The following is a 19,199-nucleotide window of genomic DNA, read 5'->3' as shown; positions in this document are numbered from 1 at the left end:
GCGGCCACCAGGATGGCCGGTGGCGAGTATCGGCCATCGGCTCCGATCGGCCTTTCCGACGAGTATTTCGGGGTGGCTCTTCGCCAACCTGAGGTCGGTGCTGCCGGGTACCGCGCCGAGGCGCACGCTCGCCTCAGCGCGGGCCCGGCCACGCCGACACGCGAGAGCTCGCTCGTGCCGCGCGCTTCGGCGTCGGCCTGTACGGGTCCGCTCTCCGCTGTCGATACCGCCGTTGCGCGTCACCCTCCGCCAGCGGTGTTCCCGCCGACGATTCCCTCCGGCCTGTCGAACCTGGAGCCGGTGAACCCGGAGTGGTCGGCCTCCGGCCCGCCGGTGTCGGACTGCCCGGACACGCCGGCGCCGTGCGTACCGAGCATCCGGTGGGCTCTGGCAAGGCGTGGTTGTCGGTGGCTTGGCGTTTAATCGAGGGGTGGACATAGGTGAGCGGATCGCTGAGCTGACCGTTGAGGTCAAGCGCCTGAACGACCTGTACTACGGCACCGGCGACAGCCCGCTGCCAGACGCCGATTACGACGCGTTGAAGGATGAGCTGGCGGCGCTGGTCGCTGAGCATCCGGAGCTGGAGCCGGCCGACAGCCCGCTCGGCAAGGTCAACGCGCCGGCGGAGCTGACCGGCCCGACGGTGCGGCACGCGCGTCCGATGCTCTCACTGGCGAAGGCGACCGGCGAGGAGCAGATCCGGACGTTCTGCGAGCGCTTCGGCGGCCAGGTCTTCCGCGTGTCGGAGAAGCTTGACGGGCTTTCGCTCAGCGTGGTCTACAGCGACGGGAACCTGGACTATGTCGCCACGCGCGGCACGGGCACGGTCGGTGAGCTGGTGACCGACAAGGTGCGCCATGTGATTCCCGGTCTGCCGGTCACGATCGAGGCGCCCGGGCGTGTGGAGGTCCGTGGCGAGGCGGTGATGTCGCGGTCGGTGTGGGCCGCTTACAACGAGGCGCACCCGGACCGTACGCTGACCAACCCACGGTCGGGCGCGGCCGGGACGCTGGTGCTGAAGGATCCTGTGGCCGCCGCGAACGCCAAGCGGCTGCTGCGGTTCTTCGCGTTCGGCGCCGATCGTGACGGCGCCGCGCTGGAGGTCCCGGCGGGTTTCGAGCCGGTCGCCCAGTACGTGTGCGCGAGCGCCGAGGAGGTGATCGCGGCGATCGAGGAGATCGGCCGCCGCCGCGACGGGCTCGATTACGACATCGACGGCGCGGTCGTACGGTTGCATGAGCCGACGGCGTTCGATGCGGCGGGCTTCAACAGCGCCGAGCCGCGTGGGGCGATCGCGTTCAAGTATCCGCCGGAGGAGAAGCTGACCAAGCTGCTGTCGGTGGAGTGGCCGGTGGGCAAGATCGGCCGGGTTCCGCCGCGCGCGAGGGTCGCGCCGGTGTTCGTCGGTGGAGTGACGGTGGAGAACATCACCCTCCACAACCCGAGGTTGATCCGTGAGCGCGATCTACGGATCGGAGACATGGTCGCGGTCGTACGGCGCGGCGATGTGATCCCCTTCGCAGGCCGTTCGCTACCGGAGGAGCGCGACGGGACCGAGGTCGAGATCGTCCCGCCGACGCACTGCCCGTCGTGCGGTTCCGAACTGGAGATCCGTGGCACCGGTGAGGAGCGCTGGTGTGTGAACCTGCAGTGCCCGGCGCAGGCGACACGCCGGCTGATGCACTGGGCCTCACGGCAGGCGGCCGACATGGAGGGAGTCGGCGACGTCTGGATTGAGAGGCTCGCCGAGGACGGTGTGCTCAAGCGCCGCAGTGACCTTTACGATCTGACGGCTGAGCAGTTGCTCGCCTACGAGCGGATGGGCGAGGTCAGCGCCAAGAACATGGTCGACTCGATCGCGTCCTCCAAGGGTATGGGGCTGCGGCGCGCCTTGATCGGGCTGGCGATCCCGATGGCCTCCGAGGGCACGGCCAAGCGCCTGTGCCTGGCCGGCTACGAGCGCATCGAGGACGTCGCGGCGGCGACGGTCGAGGATTTGGTGGCGATCCGCGACATCGGCCCGAAGGTCGCCGAGAGCGTCGTCGCCTTCTTCGCCCGCGCGGAGGTCCGGGAGGAGATCGCCAGACTGCGTGAGCGCGGCGTGAACCTCGATGTGCTGGACGAGGACCGGCCGGTCGACGCGGCGGCCGCGGGAGACTCACCGCTGAAGGGCAAGTCGGCCGTGATCACCGGGTCGTTCACCGACCCACGCTCGGGCGCGAAGATCAGCCGCCCGGACGTCACACGCCTGGTCGAGAAGGCGGGGGCGACGACCGCCTCGTCGGTTTCGGCCAACACCGACTACCTGCTCGCCGGCGACAACGTCGGAGCCGCCAAGACCACCAAGGCCGACAAGCTCGGCGTCACGATCGTCCGGCAGGACGAGCTCTGGCAGTGGCTGGCCGAGGCCGGTGTGCTCTAGATGTAGGGCTTCAGGAAGGTCCATGGCCGCCAGTCGGCGTTCGAGGTCGGTTTCCTCTCCGGCGCGTTGTGTGATCAGGCCGGCGACGGTGCGCCGGTCTGCGGCGGAGATGTCGTGCGGTACGGCATCGTGGGTGCCGCGTCGGCGATGCGGTCTTCAGGTTCTCGCGGATGCCTTCCAGACGAGGGCCGTTCAGGGGTGGCTACTGGATGTTCAGCCTGATGGGATGTGTCGGATCCGCCGGGCAGGTGAAGATGCGGAGTTCGCCGAAGCGGCCGACGTCGATGTCCGGGCCGTCGTTGCTGCTCTCCATGGTCAGGAACAACCGCATGCGGGTGCCGCAGGAGCAGTCGATGGGGATCAGGTCCGTGAGGTGCCAGCTCGGCCAGCCTCCGATCTTCCAGCCGCCGCGACACGCCAGCCCGCGGTCGTACTCGACGCCGTGTTTCTCCGCCCAGCGGCAGCCCTCGTCGTACAGGTTCGCCGGTAGTTCGTCCACGGCCGGCAGGTCGGTGATCCGCACCGGGTCGAGCGTGCAGGGCCTCGGGAGGTAGCAGTCGTCGGCGCGGTCCGGCTTGGGCGGGTTCAGCGTCGTCGTGACGGCGGACGACGAGCGGTGGCGCACTTCGACCGTCGGGCCGTAGTAGCCGGGCTGGCCGGGAGGTTCGCTGTGGTCGTTGGGGCACCACAGCACCTGCAGGACGTCCATCCCGGCCGGCCAGTGGTCGCCGGGTGCGTCGCGGGCGTACAGCTGAAGGACCGGCACCATCGGGACCGCCGGTCCGGACGTGTCCCGCACCCCGCGTGCTCTCTCCCACGCGACGGTGTCGAGCGCTCCCGCGCCGGCCATGATGCGATCCATGGCCCGGGCCTCTTCCTCGGTGATCTCGTACGCCCGGTGCGGGTTCCGGCGATGCCGCTCCTTCATGTCACGGTCGATGCGCTGCCAGGTCTCGCGTTCCTCGTCGGTGAGCTTCTCCCGCACCACCATCATGTGGGGCGTCCGGCAGAGCGGCCACGGTTCGTCCCGCGGCCACAGCAGTGGCCCACCGACCGAGCCGTCCTGGACACCGGGCGTACCCGCGGCCGGTCTCAGCAGCGACGCCGAGCGGGCGTACGGCGCGAAGGCGGGCACCTCGGCGATCAGGGACTCAGCGGATACGGGCAAGACAACACCTTCCAACGATCTGGGCGGCCCGGTCGCGGCGGCCAGGCGATGGCGGCACGCCGGACGCTTCGTCCATGATCGTAGAGCGCCTGGTCGGTGCCCGGCAGAACGATCCGGACGGCCGACCGCTCCTGACCGGTGGCCCGGTCGTCGCCGTGCTCCGATCGCGCCCACGGCGCGGTCGGCCCTGTCGTGGTTCCAGGGACCGGCACCATGACCGCCGTACGAACCGGAGAAAATCGCAGAAAGTAGTCACGGGACCACGGCGGGCTGCGATCATGGACGCCGACGGGACATCGGGGAGCGGGTCCTACTCACGTGAAAGGACCACCGAATGCGGCGAACCCTCCGTGCCGCCGGCTGTGTCGTCGCCCTGGTGGGCACGACCCTGGCGGCCGCTCCGCGACCGGCACGGGCCACCGATCCGCTGCCTCCGGGGCACTGGTCGGCCACCTGGCAGGACGAGTTCGACGGCTCCACGCTGGACGGGTCGAAGTGGACCACCTGGAGCGCGTCGTACTCCGACGCCTGCCGGGGGAACAAACCCGACCACAAGCTGGAGTACAACCTGCCGGGGAACCTGTCCGTGGCGAACGGCCGGCTGACGATCACGGCACGGCGGCAGGCGCACACCTCGCCGGGCGGCACGTCGTACGGCTGGACGTCGGGGCTGGTCGCGACCGGCGACTCCTGCGGTCATGATCCCTCCGGAGGCGCCTTCGTGAAGAAGGGCGACTACATCCAGATCCGCACCAGGCTTCCCGGGCGGATCGGCATGTGGCCGGCGTTCTGGACCTGGAACGCGGGCGGCAACGAGGTGGACGTCTTCGAGTACCACCCCGACAACCCGCGGATCCTGGAGCTGACCAACCACACCGGAGGCGGCGCCGCCGACTACCACCAGACCGGCTCCGACGTGTCGGCGGGCTGGCACTACATCGGCGCCTACCTCGGCGCTTCCAGCGTGGACTGGTACTACGACGGCAAGCTCCTCCACTCCGACGGGCGCGGCTTCGACAGCGACGGGGCGTACCTGATCGTCGACCTGGCCGTCGCGGACGGGCACTACCACGACGCGCCGCCCTCGGACGTGGACTCCGCGCAGATGCTGGTGGACTCGGTGAAGGTGTTCCGCAGCTCCTGACCGGACGCCCGACGTGGTGAGGAGGCCCCGCTGGGCCATACGGGGCCCCTCACCAGCTGTCAGCCCAGCTTCTGCCGGGCGGTCCGCTATGCCGCGGAGGCGAAGGCGTCCACCTGTGCTCTGGTCACCGCCCCGGTAGGTCGCCCTGGCCTCGTCGCAGCCGCCCACCGGACCGGTGCCCAGCGCCGCCTGCCGGGACCGGCCGTCGCCGTCGGCCGCGGTGTCGCCGGTCATGCATTGCGTTTCTCGCGTCGGCCGCGGGCGGTAAGACGGCGATGCGCTCTCCTGAAGAATTCCGCCTGCGGGTCCAGGTACAGCGTCGGCGAGCCGACCGGAACGGCGACTTCGGGCGTGGTCAGTCGGCGGTGAGGATCCGGTTGACCGGTCGTGGCGGGCCGAGGCTGGTGGGAGTGGTGGCGGGGCGCAGGTACTCCTCGCCGGCGGGCCAGCGGGCGACGTGCTGGCCGCTCGTTTCGGGGTCGTAGGCGATGTAGGTGATCTCGTCGATGTCGACGGAGAACAGGGTGAACCGGCCGACGACCGGTTGCCAGCCGAGCCGGGACGCCACGGCATCGGCGTACCTCCGCAGCGTCGGCGGGCTCGTCTCCTCCCGTACGCTTCCGCGCAATTTGAGCTCGGGTGCGGGCTCTGGGCCGGTGATGATGCTGTGGAGCAGGATCCGCCGGTCGCGGTGCAGGTCGCGGGCCTTGGTGGAGGCCGACATCATCGACAGCCACAGGTCGCCGTCCATGACCAGTGGCTCGGCGCCGCTGATGCGCGGCGTGCCGTCACGACGGGTCGTGCCCACCAGCAGCGCGCCCGGTCTGATCAGTTCGTCGTGGGCGACCGCGCCGAGGGCGGGCTGGCTGGCTGTCATCTCCGACCATCTCATCCCCTCGGCCTACCACCCGCCACTGACAAGCGCACCGCCATAGCCGATCTCATGGAGTCCGGCGGATGACGCATGACGGCGGGCGGGATGCTCTTCTCGAGTTCGACGGCACTCACGCCGTGAAACCGCCGTTCGTCTTCGGCGTCACCGGACTGTCCCGGCTGCGTGGCCCCGAGCCCCCTCGGATCGGACGAGCCGCCGGCGGGCCCGGCCGCCCGGATGCACGCCGCGAGGGCGGCCTTCGCCACCACCGGCCGCCGGGCCGCCATGCAGCGGCGGTGAAGGGAGCGTGATAGACGACGACCCTCACGGTGAGGAAGGTTCAGAACCGATCCCCGGGCGGGGTGTACGGGACGTCCGCCGGGTCACGGCGCCGGAGCGTGGTCACGATGTGGAGTCCATCGGAGGTGAACCGGCCGGCCCGCCTGCTGTCGCAGGAGCGCGAGGCGCGGCGGGATCTTGTCGGTGCGCGAGGCCGGGGGCTTGCGGTCGCCGGCACGGAATTGGATCGGCCACTCCGCGCCCTCGCCCCGGTACTCCTGTTCCGCCGCGGCGTGCAGCGTCCACTGGGGGTCATAGAGGTGGGTCCGGCCCAGGGCGCACAGGTCCGCCCGCCCGGCGAGCAGGATGGAGTTCACGTCGTCGTAGGAGGAGATGGCGCCCACGGCGATGACCTTGACACCCGCCGGCGCGGCGACGAGCTGGCGGATCCGGTCGGCGAACGGGGTCTGGTAGGAGCGGCCGAACGCCGGCTTCTCCTCCTTCGTCACCTGTCCCGATGACACGTCGATGGCCGCGGCTCCGTGCTCGACGAAGGCTCGGGCGATCTCGACGGCGTCCTGCTCGGTGTTGCCGTCGGGCACCCAGTCGGTCGCCGAGATCCGGACCGTCACCGGGATCCGCTCGGGGACGGCCGCGCGGACGGCGTCGAAGACCTCCAGGGGAAACCGCAGCCGGTTGGCCGGCGAACCGCCGTACTCGTCGGTGCGCCGGTTGGCCACCGGCGAGAGGAAGGAGGACAGGAGGTAGCCGTGTGCGGCGTGGACCTCGATGAGGTCGAAGCCGGCGGCGACGGCGCGGTCCGCGGCGGCGACGAAGTCGGCCACGATCTTGTCCAGGTCGTCGCGGCCGGCCATGCGGGGCAGGTGGCAGCCCTCTCCGTAGGAGAGGGCGGACGGGGCGATGACCTCCCAGTTGTCCTCGGTGAGGGGCTGGTCGATGCCCTCCCACATCAGCCTGGTGGAGCCCTTGCGCCCCGAGTGGCCGAGTTGGACGCCGATCTTCCCCGTCGTCCGCGAGTGCACGAAGTCGGTCACGCGACGGTAGGCGTCACGCTGCTCGTCGTTCCACAGACCGGTGCAGCCGGGGGTGATCCTGCCTTCCGGGGAGACGCAGACCATCTCGGTCATGACGAGTCCGGCGCCGCCGAGTGCCTTGGAGCCCAGATGCACCAAGTGGAAGTCGCCGGGCACGCCCTCCTCCGCCGAGTACATGTCCATCGGCGACACGATGACCCGGTTCTTCAACCGCAGGGGCCCGATGTCGACCGGCTGGAACATCGCGGGAGCGGCCTGGTCGGCCCCGGCCGCCTCGGCGAACGCCGACTCGACGCGGCGCGCGAACTCCGGGTCGCGATCCTTGAGGTTCTCGAAGGTGATGCGCCGGGAGCGGGTCAGCAGATTGAAGCAGAACTGGACGGGGTCCTGCCCGGCGTACATGCCGATGTTCTCGAACCACTCCAGTGAGGCCTGCGCCGCGCGCTGGGTCGACTCCACCACCGGCTTCCGCTCGGCCTCGTAGGCATCGAGCGCCTCGCCGAGCGACGGATGCTCGTGCAGGCACGCCGCCAGCGCCAGGGCGTCCTCCATCGCGAGCTTCGTACCCGACCCGATGGAGAAGTGCGCGCTGTGGGCGGCGTCCCCGAGGAGAACGACGTTGCCCTCGTGCCAGCGCCGGTTGCGGACGGTCGTGAAGCTGAGCCATTTGGAGTTGTTCGTGAGCACCTCGTGGCCGGCGAGTTCGCCGGCGAAGATCGTCTTGATCTTCTCGACCGCGTACTCGTCGGATGCTCCGGGCGGGAACGGTTCGCCCTCGGTGGCGTCGAATCCCGCGCGGCGCCAGACGTCCTCGTGCATCTCGACGATGAAGGTCGATCCGCTCGCGGAGTAGGGGTACCCATGGATCTGCATGGTGCCCCACTCCGTCTGCTTGACGAAGAACTGGAAGGCCTCGAACACCAGGTCCGTACCCAGCCAGATGTACTTGTTCCGGCGGTGGTCGAGCGAGGGCGCGAAGGAGTCCGCGTACTTGGTCCGGATGCCGGAGTTGACGCCGTCGGACGCCACGACGAGGTCGTAGGACGCGCGCAGCCCGTCGGCGTCGGGAGCCTCGGTCTCGTAGTGGACGGTCACGCCCAGCTCCGCGGCGCGCCGCTGCAGCAGGTGCAGGAGCTCCTTGCGGCTCATGGCCGCGAAGCCCTGCCCGCCGACCGTGAAGGCGTGGCCGTTGAACTCGATGTCGATGTCGGTCCAGCGGGCGAAGCGGCGGGCGATCTGGTGGTAGATGACCGTGTCGGCGTTCTCGATGCCTCCCAGCGTCTCGTCGGAGAAGACGACGCCGAAGCCGAAGGTGTCGTCGGGGGCGTTGCGTTCCCAGACGGTGACCTCGTGGCTCGGGTCCAGCTGCTTCATCAGGGCGGCGAAGTAGAGACCACCGGGGCCGCCGCCCGCGATCGCGATCTTCAAAGGTCTCCCCTCCCGGCGCAGGCGGCGGTGTCGCCCGCCTGTTCCTCTTCGATGAGCCTCCGCAGGACGAAGTGCTGCAGTTTTCCGCTGGGGTTGCGCGGGAGGGACGCGCGGAAGCGGATGTCGCGTGGGTACTTGTACGGCGCCAGTTGCTGCTTGACGTAGTCCTGGATCTCCTTGGCCTTCGCCGCGTCACCTTCGGCGCCGTCCGCCAGCACGATGAAGGCGCACACGATCGATCCCCGCTCGGCGTCGGGCTCGGCGACGACCGCGGACTCCATCACGTCCGGGTGGGTGTTGATGGCCGCCTCGACCTCCGGGCCGCCGATGTTGTAACCCGAGGAGACGATCATGTCGTCGGTGCGCGAGCAGTAGTAGAAGTAGCCGTCCTCGTCCCGGTAGAAGGTGTCGCCGGTGACGTTCCAGCCGTCGACGACGTACGCCGCCTGGCGGTCGTCGTCCAGGTAACGGCAGCCGACCGGACCGATCACGGCCAACCTGCCCTCGACACCGGGAGACAGTTCCTCGCCGGTCGGCCCGAGGACCGTCGCGCGGAAGCCGGGGACCGGCTTCCCGGTCGCGCCGGGGCGGATGTCGTCGCCGGCCGCGGAGATGAAGATGTGCAGCAGTTCCGTGGCGCCGATGCCGTCGACGATCCTGAGCCCGATGGCCGCCTCGACCTCCTCCCAGACACCCTGGGGGATGTGCTCGCCCGCGCTCACCGCGACGCGGAGCCCGCGCAGCTGGTCGATCTTGCCCGCCCTCAGCATCTGCCGGTAGGCCGTCGGAGCGGTGGCCAGCACCGTGACCCCGTGCTCCTCGACGATGTCCGCGAGCCGGGTCGGTGTCGCGCTCTCCACGAGGAACACGCAGGCACCCGCCCGGAGGGGGAAGACCACGAGCATGCCGAGGCCGAAGGTGAACCCGATGGGGGCCGTGCAGGCGACCACGTCATCGGCGGTGAGCCTGAGGATCCCCCGGCCGAATGTGGCGTCGATGGACAGGACGTCACGGTGGAAGTGGGCGGTGATCTTGGGGGTGCCGGTGCTGCCCGAGGTGGGCCCGAACAGGGCGACGTCGTCGGCGGCGGTGAGGACGTTGGTGAACACCCCCGGTTTGGCTGCGCAGCGAGCGAGCAGGTCGTCGTCGCCGGAGCCGCCGAACGGCACCACCGCCAGGCCGGGGGCGTGGGACCCGCGTACGGCCTCCACATCCGCCACGAACCGATGGTCGACCAGCGCGATCGCCGGCCGGGACCTGGTGACCACGGGGGCGAGGTCGCGGGCACGCAGCGCCGACATCGTCGTGACGGCGATGCCCCCGGCCTTCAGCACACCGAGCCAGCAGGCCACCATCCAGGGATTGTTGGGGGACCGGAGGAGGACCCGGTTGCCGGACACGAGGCCGAGGTCCTCGACGAGCACCTGGGCCACCTGGTTGGCGCGCCGCCGCAGGTCACCGTAGGTCCACATCTCCCCCGCGTCGGTGCGGATCGCCGGCCGGTCGGAGCCGAAGGCCGCGACCGCGGCGTCGATGAGCTCGCCGGCCGCGTTGAGGCGGTCCGGGTACCGCAGGAGGTCGGTCGTGAACTCCAGCCGCGGCCACTGCTCCAACGGCGGCAGGTGATCGCGGGCGAAGGTGTCCGTGTGGAACGTGGGTGAGAGCCGCATCGGAGGCCCTCCCGCAGTCGCAGAGGTAGGAGGAGCACCGTCAGGAGGCACGGATCATGCCTTCCTGGACGACCGTGGCCAGGTGCTGCCCGTCACGGGTGAAGAAACGCCCGTGGCCGACGCCGCGCCCGGAGCCGGCGGCACCGGCCTCCTGCGCGTAGAGCAGCCAGTCGTCGAGGACGCCCTCGCCGGGGACGCGGTGGAACCACATCGCGTGGTCCAGGCTCGCGGTGACCAGGCCGGGCTTGGCCCACGGCAGATCGAGCACCCGCAGGACCGGTTCGAGGATGGTGTAGTCGCAGACGTAGGAGAGGGCCGCCAGGTCGCGCTGGGTCCGGGTCAGGCCCTCGACCGGGCGCAGATCGTCGTACGGCTTCACCCAGACGGACTGGTACGGCGCCCGCTGCCCGTCCACGGTCAGGTAGACGGGTCCGGGCACGTGCCGCATGTCGAAACCGCGTCCGCCGCTCCAGTACGCCTTCGACTCCTCGGTCATCGTGCCGCCGGAGAGCCGCTCGAGGTATTCGGCGGAGGTGGGCAGCGTCGCGGGATCGGGGACCTCGGGGGGCCGTACGGCGAGGGTCCCGCCGGGCTCACCCGCGGCGAAGGACGCGAGCGCCACATAGACCGGCTTGCCGGACTGGTAGGCACGGACCTGCCGCGTGCCGTAACCGCGGCCGTCCCGGAGCAACTCCACCTCGTAACGGACCTCGGCTCCGATGTCGACCGGGCGCATGAAGTAGGAGTGCATGGAGTGCAGCGTCTTGCCGCCGTCCGGTCCCTCCGGAACGGTCCGCATCGCGGCGGCGGCGGCCGCGGCCACCAGGTCGCCGCCGTACGCCTTGGGCCAGGGGCAGGGTTGGGTCACCCCGGTGTAGGCCACGTCGTAGTGCCGCGGCTCGACCTCGTTCAGGGCCACGGCGGCCGTGAACACCGCGGAAGTGGGCACGGAGCCGTGCCGGACCGGGGCCGTCACGGCCGCTCGATCCAGTCGATCAGCGCCTCGTCCGCCACGTCGGCGAGGTTGACGACGATGTTGTCGGGCGTACGCGTGGTCATCCAGGTGAGAGGACGGTTGCGGTCCAGATTGCACTCGACGTGCGGCATGAAGGGCGGGACGAAGACCCAGTCCCCCTCCTCCATGTCGAGGTAGTCCTCGTACTTCGAGCCGAAGTAGATGCGGGCCCGGCCCGACAGGACGTACCCGCCGGTCTCGGCCTCGCCGTGGTGGTGAGGGACCGAGCGGTAACCCGGGTCGTTGTGGACCTTGCCGAACCAGATGCGGGTCGCGGGCGTGTGCTGGGGACTCACGCCGGAGATCCGCGAGGCGCCCTCCGACTGACCGGTCAGCTCGGACTCCAGCCCTCCCCTCGTGACGACGGGGACGACCAGACCGCTCTCGGTGGCGTACATCGAGTTGTCCCCTTCGAGGCGGAAGTTACTGAGGTCTCCCTCGGACGGCCGCATGCGCGCCTCCTAGTCGTTGAGGATGTGGCCGGCGCGGCTCAGGCCGCAGCGGACCACCTCGCCCCAGGGAGCCGCGATCGTCGTCCCGGCGGCCACCCGGCATATGCCGTTTTTTTCACGCACGTCATATAAAGTCAATACCCAAGGCTGCGGCGGCCCGAGCGGCCGACGGCGCGCGGCCCGAGACCCGACGGAGGCGCGATGAGCCCGATCCCTGTCAACCCCGATGCCCTGCCGGCCCCCAGCGGCTACTCGCACGGAACCCTCGTCGGCAACACGCTGTACCTGGGCGGCCAGACCGCGCTCGACAAGGACATGAAGATCGTCGAAGGCGGGATCGTCGAGCAGTTCCGTCAGGCCTTCGGCAACGTCCTCACCACACTCCGGGCGGCGGGCGGGCGGCCGGAGGACCTCGTCAGCGTCACGCTGTACCTCACCGACATCCCCGACTACCAGGCGCACGGCAAGGAGATCGGCCGCGTCTGGCGCGAGCTCGCCGGGCCCGTCTATCCGGCCATGGCCGGCATCGGCTGCACCGGCCTGTGGCAGCCGGAGGCGATGATCGAGATCCTGGGCGTCGCCGTCATCCCCGAGGAGCGGCTCATCAAGCCGTGAAACCGATGGCGGGCGGCGCGGTACTCCCCGCGCCTCCCGCCGTCGTCGCGCCCGGCCTCTGCGCCTAACGCCGCCCGGCCGTCGCGGCCCGGCCGCTGTTCTCCTCGATCACCGAGCTCGCGAAGCGGTGCGCGGGTTCGGTCAGCCTGTCCTTCAGCTCGTCGAACAGGGCGGCCGCGCGCACTCCGGGCCAGTCGCGCGGCAGGAGCTCCGGCGGCAGCCCCGGATCGAGGAAGGGCAACCGCCGCCACGCGGTCAACGCCCGCACATAGTCCTCGAACGCCTCCGCGTCTCCGCCCGCGTCATCCCGCAGCCAGCGTTCCAGCACCGTGTCGAAGGAGCCCAGGAACTCGGCGTAGAGCCGCCGCAACCCCTCCAGATCCCACCACCGGCCCACCAGCTCGGCGACGTCCCCGAACGCCAGGTAGCCGGCGTCGAACAGATCAACGTACTCCGACAGCTCGTGGCGCTCCAGCACCTCGCGGGTCTCCTCGTACAGGTAGCGAGGGGCGATCCACACTCCCGACGCCGTCGTGCCGAAACCCAGCCAGCTCAGCCGCGAGCGCAGCACGTGGCGCTGCTGCCGCTGCGACTCGGGAACGCTGAAGACCGCGAGCAGCCACCCGTCCGCCAGTTCGGCGCGCCGCCGGCCGAAGATCCGCCGATCTCCCTCATCCAGGATCCCCCTGGCCTGCCGGGACAGGCTGTATCCGGCCGAACCGTCCACCTTTCGCGCCTCCAGCAGGCCCCGGCGCTTCAGCCGGGAGATGGCCGAGCGCACCGACGGCGCGTCGACCTGAAGCCGCCCCATCAGCTGGATCAGTGCGGACACGCTGATCCAGCCGCCGACGTCGCGCGCGTACAGCCCGTAGATCGTGACAATGAAGGCCCGGGGCTGCGTCGATCTGGGCTCCGTCTCTTCGGTCGCGCCGCTCAACGTCGTCACGTGGACACGATAACGCCGCCCACGAGGCCGTCCGGGGGCCCGCACAGGCAGAATCGAGCGCATGAAATACGTGCTGCTCATCTGCGACGACGAGACGGTCTCGCCGAGCAACGAGGAACTCGCGGCGGATCCGGTGCACCAGGCATGGCTGGCGGATCTGGACCGGCGGGGCGGGGCGCTCGTCGGGGCGCGGTTGCGGCCGGTGGTGGACGCGACCACGGTCCGGGTCCGGGACGGCGAGACCCTGGTCTCGGACGGGCCGTTCGCCGAGACCAAGGACTTCGTCGGCGGCTTCGTGATCGTCGAGTGCGCGAACCTCGACGAGGCGATCGCGATCGCCTCGGGCCATCCGTACGCGCGCTGGGGCGGTGTCGAGATCCGCCCCGTCTGGGAGTGACCGCGTCCCGCGACCGGGTCCGGGCGGCGGTCGACGCGGCGTTCCGGGACGAGTGGGGCCAGGTGGTGGCGACCCTGATCGGGTTGACGGGCGACTGGGATCTGGCCGAGGACTGCGCACAGGACGCCATCGCCGCAGCGCTGGCGACCTGGCCACGCGACGGCGTGCCGCGCCGCCCGGGCGCCTGGCTCACCACCGCGGCCCGCAACCGCGCCACCGACCGGCTGCGCCGTGACGCCGCCGGCGCGGCCAAGCTGCGTCAGCTCGCGGTCCTGGCCCGCGACCCGGAGGAGCCGCCGTCCTCCGGAGAGATCCCGGACGAGCGGCTGCGGCTGATCTTCACCTGCTGTCATCCGGCACTGCCGTTCCCGGCCCGGGTCGCGCTCACGCTGCGTACGCTGGCCGGCCTGAGCACCGCCGAGATCGCCCGGGCCTTCCTGACCGCCGAGCCCGCGATGGCACAGCGCCTGGTCCGGGCCAAGCGCAAGATCGCCGAGGCCGGCATCCCGTACCGCGTACCGCCGGCCGGGCTGCTCCCCCGGCGGCTGGCCGCCGTTCTCGCGGTGCTCTACCTGATCTTCAACCGGGGCTACGACGAGGAGGGCACCGGGCGCACCCTGACGGCCGAGGCCATCCGGCTGGCGCGTCTCCTGGTGCGGCTCATGCCGGAGGAACCCGAGCCGCGCGGGCTGCTCGCGCTGATGTTGCTGCACGAGGCCCGGCGCGCGACCCGTGTCGACGACGGCGTGCTGGTCACGCTGGAGAACCAGGACCGGTCCCGGTGGGACCGGGGGCTGATCGCCGAGGGAGTGGCGACGCTCGACCAGGCGCTGGCCACGCGGCGCGTCGGGCCGTACCAGGTGCAGGCCGCGATCGCCGCCTGCCACGCCACCGCGCCGGACGCGACGGGCACCGACTGGCCGCAGATCGCGATCCTGTACGGCGAGCTGGCCCGGCTGGCGCCGTCCCCGGTCGTGGACCTCAACCGCGCGGTGGCGGTCGCGATGGCGGACGGCATCCCGGCCGGCCTGGCCCTGGTCGACGAGCTCGCGGCGTCCGGCCGGCTCGACGGCTACCACCTGCTGCCCGCCACCCGGGCCGACCTGCTGCGCCGGGACGGCCGGGCCGCCGAGGCGAGGACGGCGTACGAGGAAGCGCTGAGGCTGGCGCCGACCGAGGCCGAGCGCCGCTACCTGACCGGCCGGCTCGAAGAACTCTGAGATTTCTTCGCGCCGATGTCGATCCGGGCCGCCCGCCTTCGTCGGTGGGGCGAAAGCCACCGAAGACGAGGGGAAACCTCATGCACACCGACACCGCCGCGCCGGCCCCCGAGATCACCGATCGAGCCGGCTACCAGGCCGAACTGGACGCCCTGCGGGTCCGGGAGAAGGCGCACACCCACGAAGGCGACGCGATCGCGGCGGCCCGCCGGCGGCTGCCGATGGTGGAGGTCGACGCCGCCGCCGAGCTGATCGGCCCGGACGGCCCGGTCACGCTGCTGGAGACGTTCGAGGGGCGCCCGCTACTGATCGCCTACTTCCAGATGTGGCACACCGGCCACCCGGCCGCCGAGCAGTGCCCGGGCTGCACCTTCTTCAATAGTCAGGTGCGGGAGCTGTCCTACCTGCGGGCCCGCGGCGTCACCTACGCGACGTTCTGCCAGGGCCCGTACGAGGAGAGCGTCCGCTACCGCGACTTCATGGGCTGGGACGTGCCGTGGTACTCCGCGGCTGGCTCCGCCGAGGCGCTGATGGCGGGGCGGGGCCCGTTCATGCTGGCGTGCTACCTGCGGCAGGGCGAGCGGGTCTTCGAGACCTACTGGACCACCGGCCGCGGCGTCGAGGCGATGGACCAGACCTACGGCCTGCTGGACCGCACCGTGTACGGGCGGCAGGAGCCGTGGGAGGACTCGCCCGCGGACTGGCCGCGGATCACCGGCGACTACTCACGGACGAACGGACGCCCCACCGCCCAATGGGCCCGCCTGGAGGCCGGACACCGCGACGACCTGGCGGGCGGGCACTGACCGAACGGCACGAAGGGCCGGCCACCGTCCGGTGGCCGGCCCACGGCGGTCAGCGTGCGCGCTCGTACGGGATCTTCTCGCCGGCCTTGATCGCGATCGGCAGCCGGTTCTCCGGAGGCGGCAGCGGGCAGGTGGCGAACCCGGTGTAGGCGCAGGGCAGGTTGACGGCCCGGTTGAAGTCGAGGGTCACGGTGCCGTCGGCGCCGGGTGCCTCGACGAGCAGTTCGCGGCACGCGGCGTACGTGGTGACGCCCGAGGTCGCGTCGGTGAACAGCACGAGCAGGCCGCCGGGCGGCCGGCCGGGGAACGCGGTGAGGCTCAGCGCCCGGCCCTCCAGCTCGACGTCGATCCGGCCCGGCGCCTCGTAGACGTGCCGCAGGCCGTCGACCACGGCGCCGACCGTCGTCGGCCGCGGCTCGTCGAACGCGACATAGCGGCCCGGCACGACCCAGCGCGGGTCGGGTTCGTACGCGGGGGTGCCGCGGTAGCCGGTCCGCAGCGGATGGTCCGGGTGCCGCGGCCGTACGATGTCGTGCCCGCCGCGCCTGGCCACCTCGATCACCGCGTCGCCCCACGTGACGGTGACGCCGTCGCGCTCGGCCGACATTCCGAAGCGGTGCTCGCCGCGGACCGGCGAGCCGTCCACCACGAGCTCCTCACCCTCGCCCAGAGCCACGACCACCCCGTCCGGTCCGGTCGACCAGGCGCCCGGTGCGTCGTCGAACCGCTCCGGTTCCTCGGTCAGCCAGTGCAGCCCGGTGATCGCGAGGAACCCGTGCGGATCGGCACGGGCCGACTCGTGCCCGCGGTGCCAGTCGTGCCACTCGCGAACGAAACGCTCCGTGTCGGTCGCGGTGCGCGGAAAGGCCATGGGACACCCCCTCCTTCGTGGCGCGTGCCCCCGGCCGGGGACGGCCGGGTGTCCACGATGTGGACGTCCTCCGGTTGTACACCGTTCCAGGCCGGCCGAGGAACAGCGACGGCACCGCGCACGGGTGCGGCGCGCCCCCTCGTGGGACGCGCCGCACCTTCTTCCAGGGACTCAGCCCGCCGCGTTGAACACCACGTGGCCGGAGCCGGTCTCGTACACCGTGTGGCCGTCCTTCTGCCCGGCGTACCGGGCGTCGCCGGCGACCTTCACCTTGCCGGTGGTGGGCAGGTCGATCTCGGCCTGGACGTTGACCGGGACGTCGGCGGTCAGGGTGAGGTGGCCGTCCTTGTGCACCCAGGACACCTTGACGTCGCCGCGCTGGGTCGGGATCGTGCCGGACGCCGAGGTCAGGCCGGACGCCGGCGGGCGGATGCGGATCCGTGCGGCGCCCGGGGCGGTGACGGTGACGCCGAGCAGGGTCTGCTGCACGTCGATCACCGGGGACGCGCCCCAGCCGTGCGAGAGGCTGTCGCCGGTCTGGTCCGCCTCCCACGACTCCCACGTGAACGTGCCGCCGGAGGCCAGGATCTTGGCGTAGCCGATGCCGTTCGGGTCGGTGAGGCGGGTGACGAACGCGTCCGGGCGGCCGGCCAGGGCGGCCATCAGCCAGTGGACGGTCATCGGGGACATCTGCAGGCCGAGTCCGGCCACGTAGTCGGTCACCTTGGGGTCGGAGGTGAGACCGAACGCGACGGCGTAGGCGTTGGCGATCTGGGAGGCGTGCGTGCTCGGCGAGCCGTCCGCCTCCAGGCCGTCGATGTAGACGCCGTCCGAGCGGCGCAGCTTCCCGTTGATCGCGGTGGTGAGGGTCGCGGCGTCGCGCTGGTACGCCGAGGCGTCCTTGCCGAGCGCCTGGGCCGCCCTGGCGGTGGAGTTCAGCAGGTCGACCGCGAGTTCGTTGACGGTCGTACGGGCGGTGGCGTCCGTGTCGTAGCCGTAGCGGTTCGGCCAGTCGATGATGCCGTTCAGGTACGCGCCGGAGCCGCCGGCCAGCTTGGTGACGAGGCCGGTGGACGGGTCGACGTAGCGGCGGACGTAGTCGGCGACGGCGCTCATCACCGGGTAGGCGGCGCTGAGCGTGGACGTGTCACCGGACTGCAGGTAGTACTCCCACACCCAGCTGGGGAACATCTCGGTGTAGTCCGGGATGTCGCGCTTGCCGTCGCCGTTCGGGTAGACGGCGTTCAGCCGCCCGTCCGGCCAGTAGCGCGCCTGCGAGGCGATGAACTCGCGGATCGCCTTGCGGGTCAGGCGGCGTTCGCCCCAGCCGGACATGGTGGCGAGGGAGACGTCGACCGAGTCGCCGAGGAACTGCCCCTTCTCCCGGGTCGGGGTGTCGAGGAACTGCTCCTGCGAGTCGTACAGGGCGGACCGCTGCATCAGGTCGTACGCCGCGTCCACGCCGCCGTCGGAGGTGTGCAGCCGGGCCTGGGACGGGACGTCGGTGTACTGGACGATCGCGCTGATGTCCTCGGCGGGCACGTCCGCGTTGATCTGCAGGTAGCGGAAGCCCTCGTAGGTGTAGTACCGCACCGTCTGGTCGCCGTCCCGCTCGGTGTAGCGGTACGTCAGGTCGGTGCTCTGGTTGTCCTTCTTGGAGTTGGACACCGTGCCGTCGCCGTTCAGCAGGTAGCCGGCCGTCATCGTGACGGCCGTCCCCTTGGCGCCGTCGCGGAGGCGGACGACGGGCACGGCCGGGATGATCTTGCCGAAGTCGGCGACGACCGCGCCGGACGACAGCTTCGTGACCCGGACCGGGCTCACCGTCCGGCGGTCCAGCGCGGACTCCTGGCCCTGCAGGTGGGTGAAGACACCCGCCGGGTGCGCGCCGACGACCTGCGGCGCGGCCCAGGAGGACTCGTCGAAGCCGGGCCGGTCCCAGCCGGTCGGCTCGGCGGTGCCGTCGATGTCCTCGATGTAGTCGCGGCCGTCGCCGTTGCGGTAGGAGGCGGTCTTCCAGTTGGCGCGGGTGACCTTCCAGGAGCCGTCGGTGACGACGACCTGGCGGGTGCCGTCGGCGTGGTCGACGACGATCCTCATGAGCAGGCCGGGTTCGCCGGACGGGCGTCCCTGGCCGGCGCCGTACCAGTGGTAGAGGGCGCCGACGGCGGCCGGCTTGCCGGCCTTCAGCAGGCCGGTGACGTCGACGGCCTTGTAGTAGCCCTCGCCGGGATAGGAGTACGCCGCGCCGCGGTCCACCAGCCGCCCGTTGACGTGCAGGTCGTACTGCTGGCTGGCGGCGACGTAGACGCGGGCCCGGGTGACCGCGCCGGACCCGACCGTGAACTCCTTGCGGGCGTAGGTGTAGTCGTCCTTCTCCGCCGTCGTGCGGCGGATCCAGCTCGCCTGCCAGTCGGCGTCCGCGATGCCGGTGTCGAAGGCGGCGGACCGGGCCCAGGGCGACGCCTTGCCGGCGCGGTCCCAGGTGCGGACCGTCCAGGTGAAGCTGCTCCCGTGCGCCAGGTCGCCCGGCCCGGCGACGTACGACTCCTGGGAGGAGGCGACCTTGCCGCTGTCCCAGACGGTCTTGTTCCCGTCGGAGACCTTGATCTCGTAGGCGGTCTGGATCTCGCCGGGGTCGACGTCGCGGGGCAGCCAGCCGAACGCCGGGCTGCCCTCGACGTCCAGTGGCCGGGCCTGGTCGCCCACGGTCAGGCCGGTCGGCGCCAGCGGGGCGTGGTCCGCTCCGGCCCAGGCGGGGGCGGGCATCAGCGCGGCGACCGCGGTGGTCGCGGCGCCGGCGGCGGTCAGGGCCGCGAGGAAACGGTTCCTCATCG

15 protein-coding genes are annotated in these 19,199 nt (G+C 71.2%); 6 read left to right on the top strand and 9 right to left on the bottom strand.

The features are described 5' to 3' along the window. The first annotated feature begins 430 nt into the window (after positions 1-430). Positions 431-2,422: an NAD-dependent DNA ligase LigA gene (ligA, locus tag QSK37_RS47950; RefSeq protein ID WP_285635806.1), complete on the top strand. Its 1,992-nt coding sequence runs from the start codon at positions 431-433 to the stop codon at positions 2,420-2,422. A 202-nt stretch (positions 2,423-2,624) separates the two neighbouring features. Here the strand turns inward: ligA and QSK37_RS47945 are convergent, their stop codons facing one another. Continuing rightward, positions 2,625-3,590, bottom strand: coding sequence for a hypothetical protein (locus tag QSK37_RS47945; RefSeq protein WP_285635804.1), 966 nt, complete (start codon positions 3,588-3,590; stop codon positions 2,625-2,627). 334 nt (positions 3,591-3,924) lie between these two features. Here QSK37_RS47945 and QSK37_RS47940 point away from each other — a divergent pair, with 334 nt between their 5' ends. Then, positions 3,925-4,734 (top strand): glycoside hydrolase family 16 protein, encoded by an 810-nt coding sequence (locus QSK37_RS47940; protein ID WP_285635802.1) that lies wholly within the window; start codon positions 3,925-3,927, stop codon positions 4,732-4,734. A gap of 355 nt (positions 4,735-5,089) precedes the next feature. Here QSK37_RS47940 and QSK37_RS47935 read toward each other — a convergent pair whose 3' ends face one another. The 5 genes from QSK37_RS47935 to QSK37_RS47915 all read right to left on the bottom strand — a co-directional run bounded on the left by QSK37_RS47935 (position 5,090) and on the right by QSK37_RS47915 (position 11,507). After that, a complete protein-coding gene (locus QSK37_RS47935; protein WP_285635801.1) occupies positions 5,090-5,611 on the bottom strand; it encodes a pyridoxamine 5'-phosphate oxidase family protein in 522 nt (173 codons plus the stop codon). Positions 5,612-5,991: 380 nt separating this feature from the next. Continuing rightward, on the bottom strand, positions 5,992-8,370 hold the full coding sequence (locus QSK37_RS47930; RefSeq protein ID WP_285635800.1) for a bifunctional salicylyl-CoA 5-hydroxylase/oxidoreductase: 2,379 nt from the start codon (positions 8,368-8,370) through the stop codon (positions 5,992-5,994). Further along, entirely contained in the window at positions 8,367-10,040 is a 1,674-nt protein-coding gene (locus QSK37_RS47925) for an AMP-binding protein (protein ID WP_285635799.1), read from the bottom strand. The genes QSK37_RS47930 and QSK37_RS47925 overlap by 4 nt, the downstream gene beginning before the upstream one ends. A 40-nt stretch (positions 10,041-10,080) precedes the next feature. Then, positions 10,081-11,016, bottom strand: coding sequence for an acyl-CoA thioesterase (locus QSK37_RS47920; protein WP_285635797.1), 936 nt, complete (start codon positions 11,014-11,016; stop codon positions 10,081-10,083). Further along, positions 11,013-11,507 (bottom strand): cupin domain-containing protein, encoded by a 495-nt coding sequence (locus QSK37_RS47915; protein ID WP_285635795.1) that lies wholly within the window; start codon positions 11,505-11,507, stop codon positions 11,013-11,015. The genes QSK37_RS47920 and QSK37_RS47915 overlap by 4 nt, the downstream gene beginning before the upstream one ends. A gap of 201 nt (positions 11,508-11,708) precedes the next feature. On the opposite strand from QSK37_RS47915, the gene QSK37_RS47910 reads away from it, so the two are divergent. Next, positions 11,709-12,122 (top strand): RidA family protein, encoded by a 414-nt coding sequence (locus tag QSK37_RS47910; RefSeq protein WP_285635793.1) that lies wholly within the window; start codon positions 11,709-11,711, stop codon positions 12,120-12,122. A gap of 64 nt (positions 12,123-12,186) precedes the next feature. On the opposite strand, the gene QSK37_RS47905 is transcribed toward QSK37_RS47910, so the two are convergent. Continuing rightward, complete coding sequence (locus QSK37_RS47905) at positions 12,187-13,068, bottom strand: PaaX family transcriptional regulator (RefSeq protein ID WP_285635791.1); 882 nt, start codon at positions 13,066-13,068, stop codon at positions 12,187-12,189. Between the two features lie 61 nt (positions 13,069-13,129). Here QSK37_RS47905 and QSK37_RS47900 point away from each other — a divergent pair, with 61 nt between their 5' ends. The 3 genes from QSK37_RS47900 to QSK37_RS47890 all read left to right on the top strand — a co-directional run bounded on the left by QSK37_RS47900 (position 13,130) and on the right by QSK37_RS47890 (position 15,491). Beyond that, on the top strand, positions 13,130-13,465 hold the full coding sequence (locus QSK37_RS47900; RefSeq protein ID WP_285635789.1) for a YciI family protein: 336 nt from the start codon (positions 13,130-13,132) through the stop codon (positions 13,463-13,465). Then, positions 13,462-14,685, top strand: coding sequence for an RNA polymerase sigma factor (locus tag QSK37_RS47895; protein WP_285635787.1), 1,224 nt, complete (start codon positions 13,462-13,464; stop codon positions 14,683-14,685). Before QSK37_RS47900 ends, QSK37_RS47895 begins: the two co-directional genes overlap by 4 nt. 80 nt (positions 14,686-14,765) lie before the next feature. Then, positions 14,766-15,491, top strand: coding sequence for a DUF899 family protein (locus QSK37_RS47890; protein WP_285635786.1), 726 nt, complete (start codon positions 14,766-14,768; stop codon positions 15,489-15,491). Positions 15,492-15,540: 49 nt separating this feature from the next. Here the strand turns inward: QSK37_RS47890 and QSK37_RS47885 are convergent, their stop codons facing one another. Beyond that, a complete protein-coding gene (locus tag QSK37_RS47885) occupies positions 15,541-16,362 on the bottom strand; it encodes a DUF1684 domain-containing protein (RefSeq protein ID WP_285635784.1) in 822 nt (273 codons plus the stop codon). Positions 16,363-16,533: 171 nt separating this feature from the next. Beyond that, a complete protein-coding gene (locus QSK37_RS47880) occupies positions 16,534-19,197 on the bottom strand; it encodes a family 78 glycoside hydrolase catalytic domain (RefSeq protein WP_285635781.1) in 2,664 nt (887 codons plus the stop codon). Positions 19,198-19,199: the final 2 nt, after the last annotated feature.

It is taken from the genome of Actinoallomurus iriomotensis (assembly GCF_030269445.1).
GTDB classification, from domain to species: Bacteria; Actinomycetota; Actinomycetes; order Streptosporangiales; family Streptosporangiaceae; genus Actinoallomurus; species Actinoallomurus iriomotensis.
The sequence above is the reverse complement of the archived record's forward strand: the minus strand, read 5'-3'. Positions and strand labels throughout refer to the sequence as shown.

Excerpts from the sequence above, each read along its gene's own strand:
- QSK37_RS47940 (WP_285635802.1), top strand. The coding sequence starts at position 3,925 with ATGCGGCGAACCCTCCGTGCCGCCGGCTGTGTCGTCGCCCTGGTGGGC.
- QSK37_RS47935 (WP_285635801.1), bottom strand. The coding sequence starts at position 5,611 with ATGACAGCCAGCCAGCCCGCCCTCGGCGCGGTCGCCCACGACGAACTG.
- QSK37_RS47925 (WP_285635799.1), bottom strand. The coding sequence starts at position 10,040 with ATGCGGCTCTCACCCACGTTCCACACGGACACCTTCGCCCGCGATCAC.
- QSK37_RS47915 (WP_285635795.1), bottom strand. The coding sequence starts at position 11,507 with ATGCGGCCGTCCGAGGGAGACCTCAGTAACTTCCGCCTCGAAGGGGAC.
- QSK37_RS47910 (WP_285635793.1), top strand. The coding sequence starts at position 11,709 with ATGAGCCCGATCCCTGTCAACCCCGATGCCCTGCCGGCCCCCAGCGGC.
- QSK37_RS47900 (WP_285635789.1), top strand. The coding sequence starts at position 13,130 with ATGAAATACGTGCTGCTCATCTGCGACGACGAGACGGTCTCGCCGAGC.
- QSK37_RS47890 (WP_285635786.1), top strand. The coding sequence starts at position 14,766 with ATGCACACCGACACCGCCGCGCCGGCCCCCGAGATCACCGATCGAGCC.
- QSK37_RS47885 (WP_285635784.1), bottom strand. The coding sequence starts at position 16,362 with ATGGCCTTTCCGCGCACCGCGACCGACACGGAGCGTTTCGTTCGCGAG.
- QSK37_RS47880 (WP_285635781.1), bottom strand. The coding sequence starts at position 19,197 with ATGAGGAACCGTTTCCTCGCGGCCCTGACCGCCGCCGGCGCCGCGACC.